General features: G+C 40.6%; 18 protein-coding genes and 2 pseudogenes. 2 read left to right on the forward strand and 18 right to left on the reverse strand.

Going from position 1 to position 23,308, the window contains the following annotated elements; all coding sequences use genetic code 11:
• Window positions 1–57 precede the first annotated feature (57 nt).
• The 3 genes from HT709_RS06155 to HT709_RS06165 all read right to left on the reverse strand — a co-directional run bounded on the left by HT709_RS06155 (window position 58) and on the right by HT709_RS06165 (window position 988).
• Complete coding sequence (locus HT709_RS06155; RefSeq protein ID WP_001088017.1) at window positions 58–291, reverse strand: hypothetical protein; 234 nt, start codon at window positions 289–291, stop codon at window positions 58–60.
• 86 nt (window positions 292–377) lie between these two features.
• Window positions 378–758, reverse strand: a complete 381-nt coding sequence (locus HT709_RS06160) for a rhodanese-like domain-containing protein (RefSeq protein ID WP_000259256.1) — start codon at window positions 756–758, stop codon at window positions 378–380.
• Window positions 758–988 carry a YqgQ family protein gene (locus HT709_RS06165; RefSeq protein WP_055387820.1) on the reverse strand — a complete coding sequence of 77 codons (231 nt, stop codon included), beginning with the start codon at window positions 986–988 and terminating at the stop codon, window positions 758–760. The genes HT709_RS06160 and HT709_RS06165 overlap by 1 nt, the downstream gene beginning before the upstream one ends.
• 102 nt (window positions 989–1,090) lie before the next feature.
• On the opposite strand from HT709_RS06165, the gene HT709_RS06170 reads away from it, so the two are divergent.
• Window positions 1,091–1,999: a LysR family transcriptional regulator gene (locus tag HT709_RS06170; RefSeq protein ID WP_001222592.1), complete on the forward strand. Its 909-nt coding sequence runs from the start codon at window positions 1,091–1,093 to the stop codon at window positions 1,997–1,999.
• 53 nt (window positions 2,000–2,052) lie between these two features.
• Here the strand turns inward: HT709_RS06170 and HT709_RS06175 are convergent, their stop codons facing one another.
• From HT709_RS06175 to miaA, 5 genes are read right to left on the reverse strand one after another with little or no spacing between them, the layout of a single operon-like run.
• Complete coding sequence (locus HT709_RS06175; protein WP_023939992.1) at window positions 2,053–2,808, reverse strand: SDR family oxidoreductase; 756 nt, start codon at window positions 2,806–2,808, stop codon at window positions 2,053–2,055.
• 20 nt (window positions 2,809–2,828) lie between these two features.
• Entirely contained in the window at window positions 2,829–3,758 is a 930-nt protein-coding gene (gene rnz / locus HT709_RS06180; RefSeq protein WP_023939993.1) for a ribonuclease Z, read from the reverse strand.
• Window positions 3,759–3,772: 14 nt separating this feature from the next.
• Window positions 3,773–4,396, reverse strand: coding sequence for a cystathionine beta-lyase (locus HT709_RS06185; RefSeq protein WP_023939995.1), 624 nt, complete (start codon window positions 4,394–4,396; stop codon window positions 3,773–3,775).
• On the reverse strand, window positions 4,389–5,627 hold the full coding sequence (hflX, locus tag HT709_RS06190) for a GTPase HflX (protein WP_138705089.1): 1,239 nt from the start codon (window positions 5,625–5,627) through the stop codon (window positions 4,389–4,391). The genes HT709_RS06185 and hflX overlap by 8 nt, the downstream gene beginning before the upstream one ends.
• Entirely contained in the window at window positions 5,620–6,504 is an 885-nt protein-coding gene (gene miaA, locus HT709_RS06195; RefSeq protein ID WP_031222742.1) for a tRNA (adenosine(37)-N6)-dimethylallyltransferase MiaA, read from the reverse strand. Before miaA ends, hflX begins: the two co-directional genes overlap by 8 nt.
• Window positions 6,505–6,624: 120 nt before the next feature.
• Between miaA and HT709_RS06200 the strand changes: the two genes are divergently transcribed.
• Window positions 6,625–6,795 carry a DUF3042 family protein gene (locus HT709_RS06200; protein ID WP_001051780.1) on the forward strand — a complete coding sequence of 57 codons (171 nt, stop codon included), beginning with the start codon at window positions 6,625–6,627 and terminating at the stop codon, window positions 6,793–6,795.
• A gap of 154 nt (window positions 6,796–6,949) precedes the next feature.
• Here the strand turns inward: HT709_RS06200 and HT709_RS06205 are convergent, their stop codons facing one another.
• The 10 genes and pseudogenes from HT709_RS06205 to HT709_RS06245 form a co-directional block, all read right to left on the reverse strand.
• Window positions 6,950–7,789 (reverse strand): thymidylate synthase, encoded by an 840-nt coding sequence (locus tag HT709_RS06205; protein WP_138705088.1) that lies wholly within the window; start codon window positions 7,787–7,789, stop codon window positions 6,950–6,952.
• A gap of 96 nt (window positions 7,790–7,885) precedes the next feature.
• Window positions 7,886–8,845: an ROK family glucokinase gene (locus HT709_RS06210; protein ID WP_172925605.1), complete on the reverse strand. Its 960-nt coding sequence runs from the start codon at window positions 8,843–8,845 to the stop codon at window positions 7,886–7,888.
• A 104-nt stretch (window positions 8,846–8,949) separates the two neighbouring features.
• Window positions 8,950–9,504: pseudogene (ldcB, locus tag HT709_RS12050) on the reverse strand (LD-carboxypeptidase LdcB/DacB); the annotation flags it as partial.
• 6 nt (window positions 9,505–9,510) lie between these two features.
• Window positions 9,511–10,317: pseudogene (locus HT709_RS12055) on the reverse strand (N-acetylmuramoyl-L-alanine amidase family protein); the annotation flags it as partial.
• A 49-nt stretch (window positions 10,318–10,366) separates the two neighbouring features.
• On the reverse strand, window positions 10,367–10,984 hold the full coding sequence (locus HT709_RS06220; protein WP_172925606.1) for an alpha/beta hydrolase: 618 nt from the start codon (window positions 10,982–10,984) through the stop codon (window positions 10,367–10,369).
• Complete coding sequence (gene pabB / locus HT709_RS06225; RefSeq protein ID WP_172925607.1) at window positions 10,985–12,706, reverse strand: aminodeoxychorismate synthase component I; 1,722 nt, start codon at window positions 12,704–12,706, stop codon at window positions 10,985–10,987.
• Between the two features lie 73 nt (window positions 12,707–12,779).
• Window positions 12,780–19,967: a ZmpA/ZmpB/ZmpC family metallo-endopeptidase gene (locus HT709_RS06230; protein WP_023936361.1), complete on the reverse strand. Its 7,188-nt coding sequence runs from the start codon at window positions 19,965–19,967 to the stop codon at window positions 12,780–12,782.
• Between the two features lie 21 nt (window positions 19,968–19,988).
• The gene (locus HT709_RS06235) at window positions 19,989–20,552 is read right to left on the reverse strand and encodes a TIGR01440 family protein (protein ID WP_031222745.1); all 564 of its coding nucleotides are present in this window, start codon (window positions 20,550–20,552) and stop codon (window positions 19,989–19,991) included.
• A gap of 114 nt (window positions 20,553–20,666) precedes the next feature.
• On the reverse strand, window positions 20,667–22,358 hold the full coding sequence (locus tag HT709_RS06240) for a sensor histidine kinase (RefSeq protein ID WP_172925608.1): 1,692 nt from the start codon (window positions 22,356–22,358) through the stop codon (window positions 20,667–20,669).
• A complete protein-coding gene (locus HT709_RS06245) occupies window positions 22,355–23,092 on the reverse strand; it encodes a response regulator transcription factor (protein WP_000222621.1) in 738 nt (245 codons plus the stop codon). The genes HT709_RS06240 and HT709_RS06245 overlap by 4 nt, the downstream gene beginning before the upstream one ends.
• Window positions 23,093–23,308: the final 216 nt, after the last annotated feature.

Here is a 23,308-nt window from a genome sequence, read left to right on the forward strand (position 1 = left end):
ACTGGCTTGAAGCCATAATAAAAAAAGCTTTAAATTTAAAGCTTTTTTGTTTTTTGCTTATCTAAAAACTACTGCGATTGTTAGAATCCAGTTAAGAACAGAAACTACAAGTCCTACGATGTTGAGAATTTTTTCTGTTTTATAGTCCAGTCCAGATTCTTTTTGGTATGAAAAAGCCAAAACCAATCCTATGATCCCCAAAATCAGACTCACTATTGGAGAAAGCAAACCAAGGACGATAGATAAGATACCTAAAATAAGTGAAGGTTTTTTCTTTTCTTGTGAATTCATATTATAAAATCTCCTTAAAATTAATATAAATGATGATACCATAAAATGCTAGCTTTATCTATCATTCGACAGATTTTTACAGAATGTTAGCTAGTCTTCACTTTCCCTTTCCAAGAATCCAAGCCATAAGAAAGAATATAAATCTCAGAAAAACCTTGTTTTTTCAAGTAAAGAGCTGCATTTGTAACTCGTTGCGCACGTTGGTTTTCGTAGAGAAGGACAGGTTTATCTTTACGAAGGGCTGCAAGACTAGTCTTCAACTGACTTGAAGGAATATTGCGAGCCCCAAGAATATGTTTTCTGTGGAATTCTGCTGGGTCGCGCAAATCAATCAATTGACCCGTACGAATCAAGGCTTCAAACTCCTCATTGTCCACAATTTTAGCCGCACGGCGAATACGAAGATAGTTAAAGCCCATCCACGCCAACATTGCTAGTATAAGTGCCCACAAAATCCAAGTAACCATTAGTTCTTTTCTCCATTTTTCTCAATATAATCCAATTCTACCTTGTGCTCTCTGCGAAGAACCGCTTCTGCTTCTAGATAGTCTAATTTGTCCATCAACCCTGCATCGTAAATCCGAGAGAGTTCCCACTTCATCAGTTCAATATCATATAAGCGTTTTCCCATGTAAACAATAATACCAAATCGTTTGAGGAATTGCTGCACATCATAGAATGTTTTCATAAGACTCATTCTAGCAAAATTTTGTGTTTTTTTCAAGAAGAGACTTACACAATACTCCTGATTTTCCTATCTTCTTTGGCGATTCTGTTGCAAGTATGGTACAATAAAAACATGAGAATTCAACAATTACATTATATTATCAAAATCGTCGAAACTGGCTCCATGAATGAGGCAGCCAAGCAACTCTTTATCACTCAGCCCAGTCTTTCCAATGCGGTGCGAGATTTGGAAAATGAAATGGGGATTGAGATCTTTATCCGCAATCCCAAGGGAATCACCTTGACCCGTGATGGGATGGAGTTTCTCTCTTATGCCCGTCAGGTTGTCGAGCAAACTCAGCTTCTGGAGGAACGCTATAAAAATCCTGTCGCCCACCGCGAACTCTTTAGCGTTTCGTCTCAACACTATGCCTTTGTGGTCAATGCCTTTGTCTCTTTGCTCAAGAAAAGCGATATGGAGAAATACGAGCTCTTCCTTCGTGAAACTCGTACTTGGGAAATTATCGACGACGTCAAGAACTTCCGTAGTGAGGTCGGTGTCCTATTTTTGAACAGCTACAACCGTGATGTTTTAACGAAAATGCTGGATGACAATCACCTGCTGGCTCACCATCTCTTCACAGCGCAACCGCATATCTTTGTCAGCAAGACCAATCCTCTGGCAAAGAAAGACAAGGTGAAACTGTCTGATTTGGAAAACTTCCCTTATCTGAGTTATGACCAAGGGACGCACAACTCCTTCTACTTTTCAGAAGAGATTCTTTCCCAAGAACACCACAAGAAATCCATCGTAGTCAGCGACCGTGCTACCCTCTTTAATCTCTTGATTGGTTTGGATGGATATACCATTGCAACAGGGATTTTGAACAGCAACCTCAACGGAGACAATATCGTTTCTATCCCACTGGATATTGATGACCCAATTGAACTGGTCTATATCCAGCATGAGAAAACCAGCCTGTCTAAGATGGGCGAACGCTTTATCGACTATCTACTAGAAGAAGTCCAGTTTGATAGTTGATAAATGATAAGAACCAATATGTAGGCTAGCAACAACCTGCATATTGGTTCTTTTTACTTATAATTAAAAGTCTCCCCTGCCAACTTATCAGCTAGCTTGGGAAAGAGAGTATACAACTTATGGGCTAGGTTCAACAACATCGGTAGATTGAGTTCTCGTTTGTTTTTTCCTATAATCTTGACAATCTTTTTAGCCACTGCATCTGGTTCTAGCAGGAAACGGTCAACCGACTTGAGATAGGTTCCATCTGGGTCGGCTTGGTAGAAAAATCCTGTACGGATTGGACCTGGATTAACCGTCGTTACATAAACACCGTAGGACATGAGTTCGAGGCGCAGAGCATTTGAAAAACCAATGGCCGCAAACTTGGTAGCTGAGTAGAGACTGGACTTGCCAGTAGCGATTAAACCTGCCATGCTGATAATATTGATGATATGACCTTTTCGACTGTCTTTCATACGAGCCGCAAGGTGTCGAGACAGGTTCATCAGGGCAAAAGTATTGACCTCAAACATCTGGTGAATATCTTGGTCAGAAATCTGGTCAAATTCCTCAAAAATCCCGTAACCAGCGTTGTTTATCAAAACATCAATCTCGCCATAGCGGAGATAGAGGTCAGTTACCAGAGTTTCTAAGGCTGAATCATCGGTAATATCGATTTCAATCAATTCTGCATGGGGATGGTTTCCGTAGAGTTGGGCTAATTTTTCCTTATTTCTACCAAGCAAGATGAGCTGGTCTTCTGGTAAAAGTTTGACCATTTCTTGAGCTAGACCACCACTAGCGCCAGTAATGAGAATAGTAGGCATACTTATCCTTTCTCAATCTTTTAGATTTCCACTTCTTCCAAGTCTTTGACCACATGGACATTTTCAAAAATGCTAGCAGCATCTTTCTTGAGCTTGCTGATATCTTTTGAGAGGAAACGGGCACTGATATGGTTGAGCAAGAGGCGTTTGGCACCTGCTTCTACTGCTACTTGTGCAGCTTGCATGTTAGTAGAGTGGCCATGGTTACGAGCAATTTTTTCATCACCCTTTCCATAAGTCGATTCATGGACTAGGACATCGGCATTGACAGCCAGACGCACACTGGCATCCGTTTTTCGAGTGTCTCCTAAAATAGTGATAATTTTACCTGGACGTGGCGCTGAGATATAGTCTGCTGCCTTGATTTCAGTACCGTCTTCAAGAACTACGTCTTGACCGTTTTTGATTTTACCAAAAAGTGGGCCAAATGGGACACCAGCTGCCTTGAGTTTTTCAGCATCCAGCGTTCCTTCCAAGTCCTTTTGAATGACACGATAGCCAACACAGAAAATAGTATGATCCAGCTCCTCTGCATACACCGTGAATTTATCGGTCTCAAGGATTTTCCCTATAGAATCTTGGTCAAACTCATGAAAATGAATACGGTAAGGCAGACGCGAACCTGACACACGAAGACTGGTTAAGACAAATGACTTGATACCCTGCGGGCCATAGATTTCCAAATCTGTCTGCTCTTCATTGGCTTGAAAGGCACGGCTAGAAAGGAAACCTGGCAGGCCAAAAATGTGGTCTCCATGCAGGTGGGTGATAAAGATTTTGCTGACCTTACGTGGTCGAATTGTGGTTTCCAGAATGCGATTTTGCGTACCTTCTCCACAGTCAAAGAGCCAGACTTCGTTAATCTCGTCCAAGAGTTTCAGGGCGAGACTTGAAACGTTGCGGGCTTTAGAGGGCTGACCTGCCCCCGTTCCTAAAAATTGAATATCCATTCGATACTTTCTAATTAATCAATATATAACATGGCTGTGCGATTTTCCGATCGGAAATAGCGCTTGCCAGAAAAAGCAACAGCTTCTTGCAGTAAATCCTCTTGGCTGTAGCCTTTGAGACGCTTACGACCGTCAACCAAGCTTTCCAAATCAGTCAAAGCTGTGAGACTCTCCATGCTAACAACTTCCTCGTCTCCGACAGCCTTCATGTAAATCTTGCCAGACTTTTCAAAGACTAGTTGATGGGGGAAAATTTGTGCAATCTCAAAGAGCAAGTCATCCGAAATTTTCTCCTCATTTTCAGAGAAAATCCGACCAAGACCATCACTCTCATAGCAAAAACCAAAGGATTTACCAGACAAATTAAGCCGAATAAAAGGCTTGTTTTCGAGAGTGAAACTTGGCTCAACATTGTAGAGATTCAGTTCCTGATTGAGTTCCGCAAAATAATCGGTTGCAGCTTCAGGACTCTTTTTTTGGTAAAGTTCTGCAAAGTAGGCATTGACCACACTTGGCGGAGGAGTGATAAGCACCAACTGTTCTTGATCTGTTTTACCATCTAGAAGTTGATCTAAGTAAACCTTATCTAGGCTTGTATAACCTCCATACTTTAGAGCCAAATTTTTGATATCAGTCATAAAATTCCTCTAACCTCCATTTGTTTTTCTCAGAAATGTAGCCTGTAATGACTTCCCCGTCATCCTGATAATCGCGATTTTCAAGAATAGCTACACTTTCCAAATCATGAATCTTGTAGGACTTTGAAAAAGGCACGCGCAGGGTGAAAGATTCAAAAATATCCTTGATTTTCTCTAGCAGTAAAGCCTGCAAATTCTCACGACTATCCTCCGACTTGGCAGAAATGAGGGCATAAGGCGTTTGGGTAGGCGTGAAATCCTCCACCAAATCCGCTTTATTATAAAGCGTCAAGTGAGGAATATCTTCCATGTCCAGGTCTTTCATGATGGAGAGAACCGTTTTTTCATGCTCCTCGTGGTAAGGATTGCTGGCATCGATAACATGAACCAGAAGGTCCACATGCTTGCTTTCTTCCAAGGTTGACTTGAAACTGGACACCAACTCTGTCGGCAAATCTTGGATAAAGCCAACAGTATCTGTCAAAGTTACTTGGAGATTGCCTCCCAGATGGATACTCTTAGTCGTCGCATCTAGAGTCGCAAAGAGCTCGTCCGCTTCATACTGAGTCTTACTGATCAAGGTGTTCATGATGGTTGATTTTCCAGCATTGGTGTAACCAATCAAACCAATCTTAAAGGTGCTTGACTCCAAACGTTTTTCTCTGACAGTCGCCCGATTTTTCTCAACCACCTTGAGCTGGCGCTCGATATCTGTGATTTGATTGCGAACGCTACGACGATTCAGCTCCAGCTGGCTTTCACCAGGTCCACGGGAACCAATTCCCCCTGCCTGACGGCTGAGCATAATTCCCTGACCAACCAAGCGAGGCAAGAGATATTTGAGCTGGGCTAGGTGGACTTGGAGTTTCCCTTCATGGCTTCGAGCCCGCATGGCAAAGATATCCAAAATCAACTGCATACGGTCAATGACCTTAACACCGAGAACTTCTTCTAGATTGACATTTTGCCGTGGGGTCAGACGGTTGTTGACGATGACAGTGGTGATTTCTTCTGCATCCACCATAAGCGCAATTTCTTCCAACTTACCAGAGCCGACGAAGGTCTTGGAATCATATTTTTCACGTTTTTGTCTGTAGCTATCTACAACGACTGCCCCAGCCGTTTTCGCTAAACTGGCCAATTCTTCCATGGAGAGGTCAAAATTGTCCATGCCCTGCAATTCCACACCTATGAGCAGGACTCGCTCCTCTTTTTTTTCCGTATCAATCATCTAAAAACTCCTCTATCTGGCTTAAAATGCGGTCTTGCACACCAGCTTCTCCAATCTGATAAAAGGTGACCTGCATGCGATTACGGAACCAGGTCAACTGACGCTTGGCAAAACGACGAGTAGCCTGTTTGAGACTCTCACTAGCTTCCTCCAAGGTCTGCTCTCCACGGAAGTAAGGAAAAAGTTCCTTGTAGCCAATTCCTTTAGCAGCCTGCACATCAGGGTAATGGTCAAAGAGCCACTTAGCCTCATCCAAAAGCCCAGCCTCAAACATCAAATCCACGCGGCGATTGATACGTTCATATAATTGACTGCGCTCATCATCCAAGCAGATAATCAATGGTTCATACAAGGTCTCTTGATTTTCCAATTCCTGACCAAAATGGGCAATTTCCAAGGCACGCATCGCACGACGACGATTAAACTGAGGAATTTTAAGGTCTGCTTGCTCCACCAGATGAGCTAATTCCTCATCTGTATAAGGCTCCAAGCTAGCCCGATAGGCCAAAATCTCCTCATGGGGAGTCTCCCCACCTAGGTGGTAACCTTCTAGCAAGCTCTGGATATAAAGTCCAGTCCCACCAGCGATAATGGCCAGCTTGCTACGGCTGTGAATATCCTCAATAGCCATCTTAGCTTCTGAAACAAAATCAAAAGCCGAGTAAGACTCGGTTACCTCTCTAACATCGATTAAATGATGAGGAACAGTTTCCTGCTCTTCTGGACTAGCCTTAGCCGTCCCAATATCAAGTCCTCGATAGACTTGCTGACTATCACCGCTAACCACTTCGCCATTAAAACGCTTGGCCACTTCAATGGCAAGGGCTGTTTTTCCAACAGCAGTCGGTCCAACAATCACAATTATTTTTGTTTTCATCTTTTTTCCTTGAAAAATTCCCATTTTTTCGTTACTATTATTATAACACAAAAAGGTCAGTCAGAAAAATGTGACCTCTTGAGGGGGCTGGCTGATTAAGAAGATAAAGGAGGAAGACTCATGGCTAAAGGATTCGCTAAAGGTCTTGTAACAGGTGTCGCAGGAACTGTTGCTGCCGTTGCAGGTGCAGTATACGCATTTAAAAAGAAAGTAATCGAACCAGAAGAGCAAAAAGCAGCTTTCATCGAAGAAAACCGTAAAAAAGCAGCTCGCCGTCGCGTGTCACGTTAAGAAACAAAAGAAGTTGGGATTCATTGTCTCAACTTCTTTTTCTATTCTTTTATACTCAATGAAAATCAAAGAGCAAACTAGGAAGCTAGCCGCANNNNTTTGAGGTTGTAGATGAAGCGACGCTGACGTAGTTTGAAGAGATTTTCTAAGAGTATTAAATGGCTAGGTCAAACTTCAACTGCGGCTTAACAGGGTCATAATCTACCAACTCAAAGTTCTCTGCTTTAATATCAAAGAAATTGGTCCCATCTGGAACATTCAAGACCAAACGAGGTTGGCAGTTTGACGGCTCCCGACGAAGCAATTCCTCTGCTTGTTCAAATTGATTGTCATAGATATGGAGGTTATTGATGAAGTAGAAGAACTTCCCAACCTTCCAGCCAAAATGTTTGGCAATCATCATCTGCAAAGCCACATACTGCATAGCGTTGATGTGGTGGGCCACCAGCATATCATTGGAGCGCTGGGTCAAGGTCGCATCCAGATAGATTTCCCCATCAACACGCCGAACATCAAACATGGTCTGAAAGGCGCACGGGAGCAGCCCATCTGTTTCTTCGAAAGCTTGGTAATCCCAGAGCGAAATAATATTGCGGCGGTTCCAAGGATTGGTTTCCAACTGTTTGAGAAGCTTATTGATAATGTCGTGTTTCTTAACAACGGCACCATAGCGCTCACCAATGGTTCCCGTGTCTCCAACTTCCCAGTCATTCCAGTAGTGAACATTGTACTTGTCATTAAGCACTTCTAAGCTATTTGACTGGTCTTGGTAAATCCAGAGAACTTCCTTGATGGCAGATTTGATAGCTATAGGACGTAAGGTTGTGATAGGAAATTCTCCTTTAGATAAGTCATATTCTGCAAAGGCTCCAGTTACGTACTTGGAGTTAGCAACGGTCCCATCCTTGTACTTAGGACGTGCTTGCTCAGAAAAGACACCGTCTTTGAGGATTCGTTCAATATTTTCTTTAAAGATTGTATCTGCTTTTGTCATTTACTCTCACCTCATTTAGTTCCTAACTAGTATAGCATAAAAAAAGAAAGGAGGAAAATCACTCGCTTCTGGAAAGCAATTTTCTCCTTTTTTATTTTATTGCAATACAAGTGATGCTGCTCCGATAACCCCAGCGTCATTTCCTAGAGTTGCAAGAGCCAATTTAGTAGATGTGCGCACTTGTGGGAAAGTATTTTCGTCATAGACTTTTTGAACACCTTGTAGAAGGAATTCTCCCGCAGCTGACACACCACCACCGATCACGATTGTTGATGGGTTGAGGATTGAACCGATGTTGGCACAAGCGATTCCCAAGTAACGTGAGAAGTTACGGTAAACAATCAAAGCAAGGTCATCTCCTTCTTTTGCAAGGTCAAAGACAGTCTTAGCAGTTACTTCTTCTCCGTTATCAATCAAGCGTTTCAAGGCTGCATCGCCTTCGTATTCATCCGCATAGCGACGAGTCAAATTGACAATCCCTGTTGCTGAAGCAACTGTCTCAAGGCAACCTTTCTTACCGCAAGTACATGCGATTGGTTGGTCAAAGTCAACAGTGATGTGGCCAAGCTCACCTGCTGCACCAGCAACACCATGAAGCAATTTGCCTTCAGCGACGATACCGCCACCAACACCTGTACCAAGTGTCATAAAGACAACATCTGGTTGGTTATCTCCAGCACCCATCCAGCGCTCACCAAGAGCTGCCACGTTGGCATCATTATCGATGAAGAATGGGATACCCAAGGCTTTTTCAATCTTTTCTTTAATTGGTTGAAGGGTTTTCCAGTTGAGGTTGTAGGCACCAATAACAGTCCCGTTTTCACGGTCAACCACACCTGGTGATCCCATCCCAATTCCTTGGAAGTCCGCTGCTGCCAATCCAAGCAAGTCCAAACGATGTTGAATAGACTCAATCATATCATCTACGATATGACTTCCCTCATCCAGAATGTTGGTCTTGATTGACCATTTTCCTTGGATTTCTCCTGCTGTTGTTAAGATTGCAAATTTGATAGAAGTTCCACCAAGGTCAATCCCAATAATCTTTTGACTCATCATACTCTCCTTTTTCATTGTCTAGTAATTGAAAATGCTTACAGTACTAGTATAACAAAATTCACTCATTTATGCAAAGGTTTGCATTTAGCTAATATAGATTTTTAATCCAGATAATCTCCACCATCAAATCCATAATATTTCTCCAGTGTCAAACCACTTGCAGCAATCTCTTTTGCTTCTTTTCCAATGTAACGTAAATGCCATTCCTCATGCATATAGCCTGTGACACTCTCTTTTCCACGGGGATAGCGAACAACAAAACCATAGTCTGGTGCATAATCCAATAACCATTGAGCCGCACCAGCATCTTCAACTAATTGACCATCTGTGCCAATCACATCAAAAGCAAGTCCTGTCTGATGTTCGCTATATCCAGGACGGGCGGAATAACGATCCGCAGCAGCCTGGCCCTCTTGGTTCACATAACTTTGATATAATTGTGCTTGAGTTGCATAACTTCTAAAGCCACTATAATTATCGCTAATAGCGTATCCTTCCTTCTGCATCTGTGCAATCAGTTTTAAAAAGGCTGCTTTTGCAGTAGCATTTTCACCTGGATAGTAATCTTTAGACATAGGATAATGTTTATTGGCAACTATGATTTCATCATACTTTCCTTGAAGGCTATAATAAGAACCTTTATTGCTTACTTTTGAATTAGCTTTCCACAAACCAGTCGCACCAACATAATAACGTCCACCATCAACCCATTCATTGACAGCCATTTTACCATCTGATTTTAGATAATAATTCCCTTGCCATGTATTATAAGCATAAGATCCATCTGATGTCAAATAATACCAAGTTTGGTAAGAAGAGTCATAAACCCATTCACCTTTAGCCATTTTACCATCTGATTTCAAATAATAGTTTCCTTGCCATGCACTATAAGCATAAGATCCATCTGATGTCAAATAATACCAAGCTTGATAAGAATCATCATAAACCCATTCACTTTTGGCCATCTTACCATCTGATTTCAAATAGTAATTTCCTTGCCATATACTATAAGCATAAGATCCATCTGATGTCAAATAATACCAAGCTTGATAAGAAGAGTCATAAATCCATTCACTCTGTGCCATTTTACCATCAGCTTTCAGGTAATAGTTTCCCTGCCATGCATTTTTCACTAGATTTCCATTTCCATCAAAATAGTACCAAGAACCGTCCTGCTTAACCCAACCACTTGCTGTGGATGAAGTTGTATCAGTTTGAGTTGTAGCCGCTTGTTTTGCTTTAAAAGCACCCTTAGGAGCATTTTTCAATTCGCAAGCCACACCGTCATGATCACGGTATAACTTGGCAGAATAACCGGGGTCTCCCTCATGAATATCCGCGTATCCATTCGCCCAAGCTTCCTTACAACTCGAAAAATGAATGTTTTCCTCTGCTAACACAGGTTGTGAAAACAAGGCTAAAATTGACAACGTCACCAGACTCATTTTTAAAAATAGACGTTTGTTCATTACTTTCTCCTCTAACGATGTCATCGATTTCACTATTATTTTATCAAACTTATTTCAGCAATTCAAGGAAACTTCTGGTCTTTTCTACAAACTCCTTTGGTTTTTCCTTATTCAAGACATGAGGGCCATCTGGGATAATCTGAAATTGGGATTCTGATATTAGTTTATGAAGACTTCTCATAGAACTAAGATTCGGTTTATCTTTGCTGCCACAAATTAGTAAGGTTGGATAGGGGCAATTCTCTGCTATATCCGTTAAGTCAAGTGTCTTCAATTCTTTGGAAATACCTATTATAAAAGTCTTGTCTGCTCCCTGTTTTTCAAATACTCTTTTGGGAAGTAGTTTAAAAATCAGCAACTGAAGATAAAATAGGATATTACCGGACAATTTAAGCGGGCATCCTGACAGAATCAAAGCTCGAAGATTTGGTAAATCATAACAAGATAGTTCTAATGCCAGGGCAGCACCTAAGGACAATCCAATCAAAACAAAAGGTTCTATCTCTTGAGCTAGGTGTTGATAAACTCGCTCTTTAGCTTGTTGATAGTTGCTAACTCCTGAAGGAAATAACTCAATAGCCTCAGAAGGATAATCTGTCAGTAGATTCCGAACTTCTTTCCAAGACTCTGCTGACTGCCCTAACCCGTGCAAAAATATCAGTTTCATCTAGTTCTCCTCAAGGCTTAGTTCATACAAGCCTCTCACTGCATTACAGCCGTAAATAGCTTCTGCTTGGGCTAAATCTGCCAAGGTCAAGACTTTCTCTTCTAGCTGTCCTGTTTCTAGCAAATGCTGACGGTAAATTCCTGGCAAGATTCCAAGTCGGATAGGCGGTGTGTAGAGTTTCCCAGCAATTTTCAAAACCAGATTTCCGATAGAGGTTTCAAGCAGTTCTCCTGACTTATTGTAGTAAATGATCTCTTGCTCCCCTAAACTCAAGTATGGTCTATGAGTCGTTTTAAAGTGGGTAAAAGCTTGCTGCAAATTGGCTTCTTGCAGACAAAGTTTAGCCTGGCAGAACTGTGGACTAAGGGGTGTTAATACTTGACGATTGACTTCTATCTCTCCAGATTTGCTAATGCTGATTCGCAAGCGGTAATCTTGATTAACATCACAATCCTGACACTCTTCCTTTATCTTTTGTTTCAAGTCTTCTGCATCAAAAGGAGAAGCAAAATAGCGACTAGCTTTTCTCAGCCTTTCCAGATGTTGTGCTTCAAACAGCAGGTTCTTCTGGCTGATTTTCCCAGTAGTAATTAGCTGAAAACGAGCTTGTTTACGATAGAGAACAGCTGCCTTTTGATGAACCTCTTGGTATTCAGATTCCCAAGTGCTATCCCATGTAATGCCTCCGCCAACTCCATAGATTGCTTGACCTTTGTGAAGTTGAATGGTACGAATGGCCACATTAAAAATCCGTCGTCCATTTGGAAGCAAGAGACCAATCGTTCCGCAGTAAACTCCACGCGGTTGCGGCTCCAAGTTCTTGATGATTTCCATAGTCGCAATTTTCGGTGCTCCCGTTATAGAACCACAAGGAAAGAGAGAACGGAAGATTTCAACAAGGTTCACATCCTCTCGCAACTGACTCTTGATGGTCGAAGTCATCTGCCAAACCGTTGAATACTGCTCTACCTGACACAGACGCTCCACGTGCTCGCTCCCCACTTCAGAAATACGGTTCATATCATTGCGCAAGAGGTCCACAATCATCATATTTTCAGAGCGATTTTTAGGATCCTGTTCCAACCAACTGGCCTGCTCCAAGTCTTCTTTGTCAGTCATGCCACGCTGAGTCGTCCCCTTCATTGGTCGTGTTGTCAATTCGCGGTCATTTTGCTCAAAAAAGAGCTCTGGGCTCATGGAAATTACTGCCATCTCGTCATGTTCAACATAGGCATTGTAGCCCGCCTCCTGCTCTACCACCATACGATTGTAGATGGCAAAAGGATTGGCACTTAACTTTTGCTTGAGTTGGACGGTGTAGTTGACCTGATAGGTGTCTCCCTGACGCAAATGATGGTGAATTTGGGCAATTGCCTTTTCATAGTCTGCTGCAGACGTCACTTCCTGCCAATTTGAGGGCAAATCAATATCCTCATAAGTCAGAGGAATAGGGGAAGTTTCTACGCTATCATGAACAGTAAAGTAAAGCAGGTACTCTCCCAGTAGGGGATCCTTGTGAACTGCTAATTTTTCCTCAAAAGCAGGTGCAGCCTCGTAGCTGACATAGCCCACCACATAATAACCTTGCTCTTGGTAGCTTTCCACTTGTGCCAGCAAATCTGCCACTTCTTCTACATTTCTCGTTTTCAACTCTTTAATAGGCTGGGTAAAGATGTATCTCTCCCCCAAAGCCCTAAAATCAATCACTGTTTTTCTATGCATACCTTAAGTATAGCATAAAAAGGCAGATACAGACAAAAGCTGATCTACCTTTTTATTGTTTTCTTACTATTGATTATGCTTTAGTGAATAAATCACCAGCAAATCCATCTGATTTCTGCAAGAGTTGTTTGTAAACTTTCCATTTAAGATCCACAGTATTCTTGAAATCATTACCTTGAAGGTCTTTTTCGACCGCGGCATCAAATAAGGTCTGAAGTTGTGCGTAAGTTGAAATCTTTTGACCATCGATTTCAATTTCAACAAAACCTCTTTGGGCTTTTTCGTGTACTTCATGATACCATGCTTTCTTCCATGCTTCTAAGCTTTGGAATTTGCCGTTAGAAACTTTATTAATAATAAAGTCATCACCAAGACCTACATTACCTGCTGCTTTAGATTCTTGTTTGTATTTGTTTGATGCATAACCTAAGAATCCGTCTAAATAACCGAAGTAACCCCACATACGGAAGGTATTATGTTTGAATGAGATTGAACCAACCGCACTCTTACTTGTATTACCACCATAAATACCTGTCATCATATTTACTACAGTATAAGCAGAATCAAATCCTTCAGTACGGTAATGACCATTTCCTGGTAATCCATGTTTCGTTGCAAAGTTTCCATCAACCAGTTGATCAATACTTGTCAGCTTCGTATTCTTTTCGTCATCATTCAAATCACGAACTAAATCCCATTGATGTGGTTCACCAACTAAGCCATTGCGATCCGCTTTTTCACGATATTTCTTATCAATCTTCTTGAACCACTTATCATTTGTTCCAGTATTTTTCTTGATGACAGACTCAGCTTCTAAGTAATCAAGCATCATCATGGATTCATTGTAATTCTTCATGTAGTGATCGATTTTCTCACGACTATTTAACACATTCGGATTATAGTTGTAAATTTGATTTCCATCATTTTTACGTTCGTAAGCCATGTTTAATCCTAAGGCACCATATTCTCCATTTGGATTTGAAACTGATGGTGATTGTAACATACCTTGAGCAAAGGCTTCAACGTCTGTTCCTTCACGGTGACGCCATGTTCCTAAGTAGGCCATACGGTCATTAATGTGTGTAGTTTCATGAGTGAATGCAGAAGTACCGAAATCACTGATCATACTAGATATGATATAATACACAGCTTCTGAGTTTTGTGGATTAGTAAAGATATAAGCATATGCACCCGTACCATTATATCCATGCCATTTACCTGTAGGTCCATAGAACTCACGAACCGGAGCATAGTCACCATTCTTATTATGCCCCATTCTATCAGCCCATCCATGGCCTGGAACTTCTTGGTTATCCCAAATTGCAGACGGAACCATATTTTCAGATTTTAACAATCTATCACGTACATTATCAGCTGCAAGTCTTGACCAGAAGTCTAAGTAATTAATTTGCTCTTGAGCACGTAAATCGATTTCTTTCTTAAACGCTTCACGTTCAGCTTCTGTATTCTTACCATATTTCTCAAACGCACTAAACGCTAATGTATTATAGGTTGAAATCAAGAACATATGAGCTTTCTTCGTAGTGAGAAGTGGTAAAATGTATTTACCATGTTCACCATTGTTCAAGTTTTCATAAAGGCGATATTTCTTGTTGGCAAACGCAGGGTTTGAGGATTGTTTTTCAACAATATAGTTGGTATGCGATACAGCTTTTTTATACCAAGTATTGATGTCAGTTTCTTCTGTGAATAAACGCATATTATAGTTTAAGAAACCGTTTAACTCACCGATACCAATCGTTCCACCAATTACTTCACGATAAGCTTCTAACGTTCTGTTACCTTTAATATTATTTTCTTTAGAACCAATCTTAATCAAGAAGTCTAAAACATTAACATTTTTACCATAAAAGTCAGGTTTGAATAGCATTAATTCTTTAATATTAAAGTCATCGAATTTAACACCGTAGTAACGATTTAGGTAAGCTAATCCAAGAAGAACAGCAGCCTTATTGTCATCAATCTTCTTGATCAAGGCGCGTTTAGCAGATTCATCTGTGTTTAATTGATGATCTTCATTTTCAAGCAACTGTTTCACAAATTTCGCCAGATTATCCTTGACTTCTTTGAAGGTTTCTTCGAGGTAAAGGTTCTTAATCGCATTTACTTTGTTAGGACCGGTTCTATTTAGGTGTGTGTAGATAGGATCTGATTGTAGCTCAACTGGGCTTAATTTTTCAACGATAGCATTGATAAGATCACTACGGTCTTTGTCAACGATATTAGGCGTATAGACAACTTCTCCGAGTTCAGCAATGCTGTACTCTTTCACTTGTTTGACATTAGATTCTTTCAGCGAAACAGTAAAGATGTCTTTGGTCTTATCAGCATAGTGCACCAAAATGTGGTCAGCATCAGCCAATTCTGTTACAAAGGCATTGCCCTTCATAGCAGTAACTGATAGGACTTCCTTGGTCATAAGATGACTATCAGCAGCTAATTTATTTCCTTGGTTTACAATCCATTCTTTATTGTAGAACGGTTGAAGTTTTTCGATATTACGGTAGGCAAGTTCACGAGATGCATCATAATCTTGAGTATCTTTATAAGTATCAGCTTTTGGTTTAGTATTGTTAAGTTTCTCTTCAATAAGAGGTTTAATTTCGAATTTATCAGCAGTAATTCCGAATGACTCTATTTTCTTGTTTGCTTCTTCCAAGCTGATTTCTTGGATTCGATTACTACGAGAACCCTTAAATGAGTGAGAACCTTCACTCACATCTTTAACAACGTAGTTTCTTTCAATCCAGTTTCTTGTATAGTATCCATCTTCTGCTTCTAAATCTCTAGATCCATAGAATTCTTCACCGTTTTTAACTTTCATCATTGAGACTGTATCAGCAACACGCCCCCATGTCCAGTTTTTACTAATGAATCCACCAACATCAACAGGATTTTTCACGTTAATAGTACCTTTAGTAACAGCGTTGCGAACAGATGCATACTTATCAATTCCATTAGGATCAGAACCGTTATCTGTTCTAGCAACAAGTCCACCTACACGTGCTTTATCTGCGGTAATATCAGCATCTACATATGCGTGTTTAATATTTCCTCTCCAAAGTTCTCCGGCAATACCACCGATATCCCAAGGTCTATTACCAACTCCTGTTAGTTTACCAATAAAAGCAACATTTTTAAGAAGCCCACCTATGTCTCCCTTATTAACAATACCAGCAATACCATCTTTACCTAGAATGCTACCTGTTACTTTAACATTTTCTACAGTACCATTTTTAAGTGCTCGCGATAGTGCTGAAATATTTTCAATCCAAGGCATATTAATATTAACATTACCTAAATTAATGTTTTTAACTGTTCCACCTTCAATGTTATCAAATAACTGACGAGCCATATTGTGGATTGTGTATTGTTTACCATCCACACTTGTTAAAGTCCCACTGAATTTACCAGGAACATATTGTTTATTTGGTGTTGGTACATTAGCTGCATTCAAGTCTGCACCAAGTTTGAACTCACCGCTAGGGTTAGCTTGCATATCTTTTACAAGCTCATTGAAGTTGTAGTAAACATTACCTTCTTTTGCTTTTTGTTTTTCAAAGTAATGAACATACTCTTCGCTAAGTGTGTTATCAGCATTACGTTGAACTAAGTCTGGTGCTTTGGCAGTAACTTTATATAAAGTTTTTCCGTCTTTTTCTACTTCTTCAATCTTGTCAACAGCAAGTCTTGTAACTTTGTTGTCATGAGTTGTAACTCGTAGGTAAAGTGAAGCAACATTCGTTGGTTTTTCTGAAAGTAAACTTGAGTCAGTTTCAACACCTTCATCGTCAACACTTATTAGACTTGTTTCTTTAATATTTTTAATTTCAACTTTTTTAAGATCTAATTGAATTGGTTGATCTTCTAATGTTTCAGTTTCTTCTTGACCATTACCTCTATCATAAACCATAGTAGTAGATAGAGTATACTCTTTGAAGTATTCTACATTGTCTAATAACGCATTTAGATTATTTTCTGTTAGATTCACAGTCTTAACAACTTGTCCATCTTTTTTCAGGGTAGCTGTGATTGATTTGATTTTAGCTTTAGTAGGATTTTCTAGAGAATACTTAGCAACTACTTCTTTATCTAATACTTTCTTATCAGTATTTACAAATGTTAATACTGGTTTTGCAGATAATGGAACTAAGTTTTTGATAGCTTCTTCTAATCTTCTAGTAGCTTCATCTACTTTACTTTGAGTAGCAGTTTTATCTGTATTTACAGATTTTGCTGCTGTAAGAGTGTCTTCTAAAGATTTCCATGTTTGAGTAGTGTATTCTTCTTTACGTTTGCTGTTAGCTGTGTTAATAGCCGTTTGTAATGCAGTTTTATCTACAGCAAGAGCTTTAATAGCGTCTTGAAGAGCTTGAGTAGTCGCATCTATTTTACTTTGTTTAGGAAGTGGAGTAGTTTGGTTGTTGATTTCTTTAGCTTTTATTTCAGCTTTTTTAAATTCATTCCAAGTATTAGGGCTATAGTCAGCTTCTCGTTTAATTTCTGCATCTTTTATTTGTTCTTGTAATTTTGTTTTATCAACAGTAAGAGCATCGATAGCAGATTTCAGTTTTTTAGCAGCATCATCGATTTGAGCCTGAGTAGCAGTAGCGTTATCTTCTACAGCTTGAGCGGCATTTTTTGCCTCTTCTAGAGCGCTCCAAGATACAGTACTGTAGTCAGTAGCAGTCTTAGACTGAGCATCAGCAAGTTGTTTTTCAAGTTCAGTCTTATCTGTAGTTAAATCAGTGATAGCCGCTTTCAGTTTTTTAGCAGCTTCGTCGATTTGAGCTTGAGTAGCCTTATTGTTGTCTTTTACAGTTTGAGCGACATTTTTCGATTCTTCTAGAGCATTCCAAGATGTAGTGCTGTAGTCCGCTGCAGTTTTAGACTTAACATCAGCAAGTTGTTTTTCAAGTTCAGTCTTATCTGTATTTAAACCAGCGATAGCAGATTTCAGTTTTTCGTCAATGTGATTTACTTCGCTTTGTTTTGTTGCTGGGTTGCTTGTAACTTTTTCAGCTTCAGCTAGTACAGTTTGAAGATTTGCCCAAGTTGCATCGCTGTAGTGTTCTTTAGTTTTTGATTTCGCATCTTCGATAGTTTTGTTTAAGTCTGTTTTATCAACGCTTAGAGCGTCAATAGCAGCTTTAAGTTTTTTAGTAGCTTCGTCGATTTGAGCTTGAGTAGAGGTAGCCTTATCTTTTACAGTTTGAGCGGCATTTTTCGATTCTTCTAGAGTGTTCCAAGATGTAGTACTGTGGTCAGCTTGAGTTTTTTCGTTTACAAGATTCAGTTGTTTTTCAAGTTCAGTCTTATCTGTATTTAATCCAGCAATAGCGGATTTAAGTTTTTCGTCAATGTGATTAACTTCGCTTTGTTTTGCTTCTGGTTTGCTTGTAACTTTTTTCGCTTCGGCTAATACATTTTGAAGGTTTGTCCAAGATGCATCACTGTAGTGCTCTTTAGTTTTTGATTTCGCATCTTCGATAGTTTTGTTTAAGTCTGTTTTATCAACAGTAAGAGCGTCGATAGCAGCTTTAAGTTTAGCTGTCTCGCTATCTACTTCAGGTTGTTTTACAGAGTCAGAAGCATATACACCTTTTGCAGCTTCTAAAACAGATCCAAGAGCATTGTAACTTGCTGTAGAATAATCAGTAGGAGAAACTGAACTAGCTTTATCAATTTGATTCTTTAACTCACTTTTATCAACTGGTTCTTTAGTACCAACACCCTTTATTTCATCTACTGGATTGGTTGTTATTGTATCCTCTAGTACTTTACTGGACTGTCTACCATCAGTAGTAGTGACTTCAGTTAAAATAGTGCGTTCGCCAGCAACACCTTCTCGAATAACCCTTGTTTTTCCCTTAGCGAGGTTCTCATCATCTTGCTCAACTGTCTTAAAAGGCACAGGCTCTTTAGTTACTATAACTTCTATTACATTTAACACACCTTCTTCAGGAGTTGTTTTATGTTCTACTGCTGGCTGTTCTTCTTTTGTTTCTTCGTCCTGATGTTCTGCTGGTTGAGCAGCTGGTGAAGTTTCTGTTGGTTGACTTTCTGGTTCAACTTGAGCTTCTACTGGTTGTTCTTCTTGTTTCGGTATTTCTTCCGCAGTCTTCTCTTCTTTAGAAGCTTCTGGTTGCTTTTCTAGCTCGACTGGTGCCTTTTCGTCTTCTCTTGGTGCAACTGGTTCACCTGCTTGTTCAACTTTTGGTTCCTCAGCTGGTTCCGTTTGTTTTTCTACAGCAGGCGTTTCCACTTTTAGTTCTTCAACAGGTTGATTAGAAGCCTCATCTCTTGTTTCTACTACTTCTGGCTGTGCATCTTCTTGTTTCGGTGTCTCTTCCGATACCTTATCCTCTTTAGGATCTTCTGGTTGTGATGATTCTTTTGGTATCCTTGGCTGCTCCGGTTGTGTAGGTTGCACGGGTTGTTCTGGGACTTTTGGTTGTTCTACTGGAGTTGCAACTTTTGATTCCTCAGCTGGTTTGTCTGATGGTTGACTTTCCGATTTGACTGGTGCTGGTTCTGCTGAATCTTCTTTCCCCTCTTCTACTTTAGGAAGGGTTTCGTCAGTAGGTTTTACCTCCGATTTTGGTTCTTCCTTTGGATTTTCTTCTGTTTTAGGAGCTTCCTCTGTCTCTACTGCTCGGTTTTCTGGCTTAGCTTGCTCCTGATTTGTTGTTACTTGGGGATTCTCAACTTCGACCACAGTTACCTCTTCAGGTTTAGCTGAGTCTTCTTCTAAAACAGTGTCCAAGCCAAGCGTTTTGAGGATGTCACCTGATAGATAACCAACATAACGATAACCATCCATTTCAACAACACCCTCTCGACTAGCCGGTGCTAGAGTAGCAACTGGATCTACAGCTCCTGCACTAGGAAGGACTACCAATCCCATAGCTCCAACTAGAAAGACGCTGGCAATTTTCTTTCTCTTGTAGATTAAAAGCAAGCTCCCAACAGTCAGCAAACCAAAAGCTGTCAAAACAGATGCTTCTGTCCCTGTTTGTGGCAGCTGATTTTTTTGATACACCAAACCATAAACAAGTTCATTTCCATCAGGCTTTCCTGTCTGGATTAAATCTTTAGCTTCTTGTGAAATAACCTCTTTATCTACATAGTGATAGGTGGCTGCGTCCACTACAGAAGAAGCCATCAAAAGGCTTCCAAGAAATACAGAACCTACAACTCCCTTAATCTTACGAATTGAAAAACGGTCTTTTTTAAACACTTTCATCTCCTTTATTTATTCTCACGACTTTCTGATAGAATCTTGCGGATAGTGCGCACGCGCACCTCCGATTAATTTTGGACGACTAGCCAGCGCCGTTACATGGGCATGACCAATCTCTCTCAAAAGAGGGCGAATCGGAACCTGAACATGCTTGACATGCATACCAATTGCAGTATCTCCGATATCCAATCCAGCATGAGCCTTGATAAATTCAACCTCAACTGGATCTTGCATAAACTTAAAGGCTGCCAATTGACCTGAACCTCCTGCATGGAGAGTAGGAAGGACACTGACGATTTCCAGACCAAACTGCTCTGCCACCTGACGTTCAACGACGAGAACCCGATTGACATGCTCACAGCCTTGAACAGCTAGATGAATTCTTTTTTCTTCTAGGAGATCTAGGATGGTCTTCACAATGATTTCGCCAATTTCTTGGCTGGATTCCTTGCCAATCTGACCACCTATCACTTCACTAGAGGAAAGACCCAAAACAAAGATAGAGCCTTGTTTCAAATTGGCCTTTTCTAAAACATCTTTCACTATCTGACGTGTTTCTCTTTGAATCTGTGTCTCGTTCATCTCTGCCACCTCTTTTGTCACTATCTATCATACCGTTTTTTCTTGTTTTTAGCAAGATAGACGACCTGGAAAGCTTGCCCAATTACGCATAAAACTCCCAGAATTGACTGGGAGTTAACTAGTTTCTATTCTATTTATGTATATTTCAACCGTCGTTCCTTTGTCGGGTGCAGAATCAATCTTCATCTGGTAATGTTCTCCAAAATGAAGTTTGAGACGCTGATCGACATTTTGAAGACCAACTCCCCCACGTTTGAGTTGACTTTGACTACTATCACCAGCATCTTGGAAGCCAACTCCATCATCCTCAATGCGGATGACCAAGCCTGTATCCTGTTTCTGGACAGAAACTCTAATATGTCCCTGACCTTCCTTCTCCTTGATGCCATGGTAAAGAGCATTTTCCACCAGAGGTTGCAAAACCAACTTGGGCAAGACTAGGTTATCAAAGGCAGGATTTTCAGCAATCTCGTATTCCAGCTTATCTCCATAGCGTTGTTTCTGGATAAAGAGATACTGGCGGACATGATTGATTTCATCAGACAGGCAAATCAAGTCCTTACCTTGATTGAGTGCCAAGCGGAAATAGGTCGCCAAGGACTTGGTCACCTGAACCACTCGCTGACTATCCTGAAATTCAGCCATCCAGATGATGGTATCCAAGGTATTATAGAGGAAATGAGGGTTAATCTGGCTTGATAGGGCTTGAAGTTGGTACTGACGGGTCGTTTCTTCCTGGCTACGAATAGCTACCATCAACTGATCAATCTGATCCAACATGGCATTAAATTGGCGAGTTACTTCTCTCAGTTCATAGGCACCAACTTCCTTGGCACGAAGATTTTGAGCACCAGAAGCAATTTCCAACATGGTTTCTCTCAAGTCCCTTAAAGGAGCAATCCAGCGTTTGAGACTTAACCAAACCAAGAAGAGACAGACAAGAAGAGATGTGACACTTGCCCCAAGCAAGGTCCACATGAGTTGACTCCGAACCTGGTCTAACTTCTCCAGCGAAGACACGCCAAGCACCGTCCAATCAGTTCCTGCAATCTTTTCTTGACTGACGTAGGATTGGTGATCTAGCGTATAGCCCTGACCCGTCTCGATGTAGGATTTCATGGCCTCCATTTCGCTAGACGAACTATAAACTGTGTGTTGAGGATGGTAGACAAATTCATGATTTTCATTGATGATAAAGGCAAAGCCCTGCTGCCCCAACTGAAGTTGGTTAAGATAGGCTTCCAGAGTTTCATAAGAAATATCCAAACGAAGCACGCCCAGATTAGCTCCCTTTGCATCAAGAAGTTCTTGAGTGACAGAAATGACCCATTGACTATCTGATTTACGAGCTGGAGTCAAAATAGGCATGGCTCCCTGATGAATGGCCTTTTGGTACCAATCCTCAGCCATCATATCTGAAGAAGTTTTCATCTGAACACTGTCATCTGTAGAAATGACCTGACCAGATTTGGTCACCAAAACCACTGCTTTCAAGTCCTGGTCTGCCTTTAAGATGGTCAAAAATAGATCTCGGATTCCCTTGACCTTATCTTGACTGGGATTCTCAGCATAGGCTAGGACATCCGTCTGCTGGGTCAAACCGGTCGAGGTGGTTTCTAATTTTTTAATATAAGACTGAATAAAGTGGCTAGTCTGGCTGATGGTCGTTTGGCTGTTGCCTTCAATGGTGGTCTCAATGGCTGAAGAACTAGATTGATAGTAGAAAGTCCCGACCAGAGCTAGGAGAATAAGAAAGACCAAAAAGATGGAAATAACCATTCTGACTAAAAGAGAAGAACGCTTCATCGACCTTCCCCCTTCTTAAACTGACGAGGTGTCACACCTGCAATCTGTTTAAAACGTTGGGTAAAATAGTTCATATCTTCAAAACCAACCTTTTCAGCTATCTCATAAATCTTCAGATTTGTAGTTAAAAGCAAAAGCTTGGCTTGTTTGACACGTTCTCTCACCAGATAATCCTGAAAAGGCAGGCCCAGCTCTTTCTTAATCAAGGAACTCAGATAAGTCGGACTAAAACCTAAGTCACTGGCCAAAGACTTTAAACTAAACTGGCTATCAGCCAGATGGGACTGGATTTTCTGGGCCATGTTTCCTTCAAACTTATCGGCCAATAAATCTTGTAACTGCTCTTCCTTCTCTTCCTTATCTAGTTTTTGCTTGATTTTCCCCAACATTTCCTCAATATCCTGACGAGAAAAGGGCTTGAGCAGGTAGTCATCCACACCGAGTTTGACAGCAGACAAGGCATAATCAAAATCATCGTAGCCAGTCAAAAAAACTAGATGAACCTGAGGATAGGTTTCCCGAACCAGACTGGCCAACTGGATGCCATTTAGCTGAGGCATGTTGATATCGGTTAAAATGATATCTGGCACCTGTTTTTGGATTAATTCCCAAGCCTGCCTTCCATTTTCAGCCTGACCGATGATTTCCATATCGTAGGCTGCTACATTGACCAGTTTAGTCAAACCTTGTCTTACCAGATATTCATCTTCTACAATTAAGATTGTATAGGTCATGCTTCTCTCCTTTACCACTTACTAGTATCAGTATAGCAAAATTCTCCTCTCACTGCTTAGGAAAGACTTCTTATACTCAATGAAAATCAAAAAGTAAACTAGGAAGCTAGCCACAGGTTTCTCAAAGTACCGCTTTGAGATTGTGGATAGAGAGACTGGGCAAAAAGTCTTTTAAATTAGAAAACGCATAGTATCAGATGTTAAAAATTCTTGATA

This window comes from Streptococcus sp. 1343, assembly GCF_013277355.1.
Classification (GTDB): domain Bacteria; phylum Bacillota; class Bacilli; order Lactobacillales; family Streptococcaceae; genus Streptococcus; species Streptococcus pseudopneumoniae.

What these genes read in the sequence shown, in the direction of transcription:
- HT709_RS06170 (WP_001222592.1), top strand. Translation starts at nt 1,091, where the DNA reads ATGAGAATTCAACAATTACATTATATTATCAAAATCGTCGAAACTGGC.
- HT709_RS06240 (WP_172925608.1), bottom strand. Translation starts at nt 22,358, where the DNA reads ATGAAGCGTTCTTCTCTTTTAGTCAGAATGGTTATTTCCATCTTTTTG.
- HT709_RS06165 (WP_055387820.1), bottom strand. Translation starts at nt 988, where the DNA reads ATGAGTCTTATGAAAACATTCTATGATGTGCAGCAATTCCTCAAACGA.
- hflX (WP_138705089.1), bottom strand. Translation starts at nt 5,627, where the DNA reads ATGATTGATACGGAAAAAAAAGAGGAGCGAGTCCTGCTCATAGGTGTG.
- miaA (WP_031222742.1), bottom strand. Translation starts at nt 6,504, where the DNA reads ATGAAAACAAAAATAATTGTGATTGTTGGACCGACTGCTGTTGGAAAA.
- HT709_RS06185 (WP_023939995.1), bottom strand. Translation starts at nt 4,396, where the DNA reads ATGACTGATATCAAAAATTTGGCTCTAAAGTATGGAGGTTATACAAGC.
- rnz (WP_023939993.1), bottom strand. Translation starts at nt 3,758, where the DNA reads ATGGATATTCAATTTTTAGGAACGGGGGCAGGTCAGCCCTCTAAAGCC.
- HT709_RS06210 (WP_172925605.1), bottom strand. Translation starts at nt 8,845, where the DNA reads ATGAGTCAAAAGATTATTGGGATTGACCTTGGTGGAACTTCTATCAAA.
- HT709_RS06235 (WP_031222745.1), bottom strand. Translation starts at nt 20,552, where the DNA reads ATGAACGAGACACAGATTCAAAGAGAAACACGTCAGATAGTGAAAGAT.
- HT709_RS06220 (WP_172925606.1), bottom strand. Translation starts at nt 10,984, where the DNA reads ATGAAACTGATATTTTTGCACGGGTTAGGGCAGTCAGCAGAGTCTTGG.
- HT709_RS06205 (WP_138705088.1), bottom strand. Translation starts at nt 7,789, where the DNA reads ATGACAAAAGCAGATACAATCTTTAAAGAAAATATTGAACGAATCCTC.
- HT709_RS06200 (WP_001051780.1), top strand. Translation starts at nt 6,625, where the DNA reads ATGGCTAAAGGATTCGCTAAAGGTCTTGTAACAGGTGTCGCAGGAACT.
- HT709_RS06245 (WP_000222621.1), bottom strand. Translation starts at nt 23,092, where the DNA reads ATGACCTATACAATCTTAATTGTAGAAGATGAATATCTGGTAAGACAA.
- HT709_RS06160 (WP_000259256.1), bottom strand. Translation starts at nt 758, where the DNA reads ATGGTTACTTGGATTTTGTGGGCACTTATACTAGCAATGTTGGCGTGG.
- pabB (WP_172925607.1), bottom strand. Translation starts at nt 12,706, where the DNA reads ATGCATAGAAAAACAGTGATTGATTTTAGGGCTTTGGGGGAGAGATAC.
- HT709_RS06155 (WP_001088017.1), bottom strand. Translation starts at nt 291, where the DNA reads ATGAATTCACAAGAAAAGAAAAAACCTTCACTTATTTTAGGTATCTTA.
- HT709_RS06175 (WP_023939992.1), bottom strand. Translation starts at nt 2,808, where the DNA reads ATGCCTACTATTCTCATTACTGGCGCTAGTGGTGGTCTAGCTCAAGAA.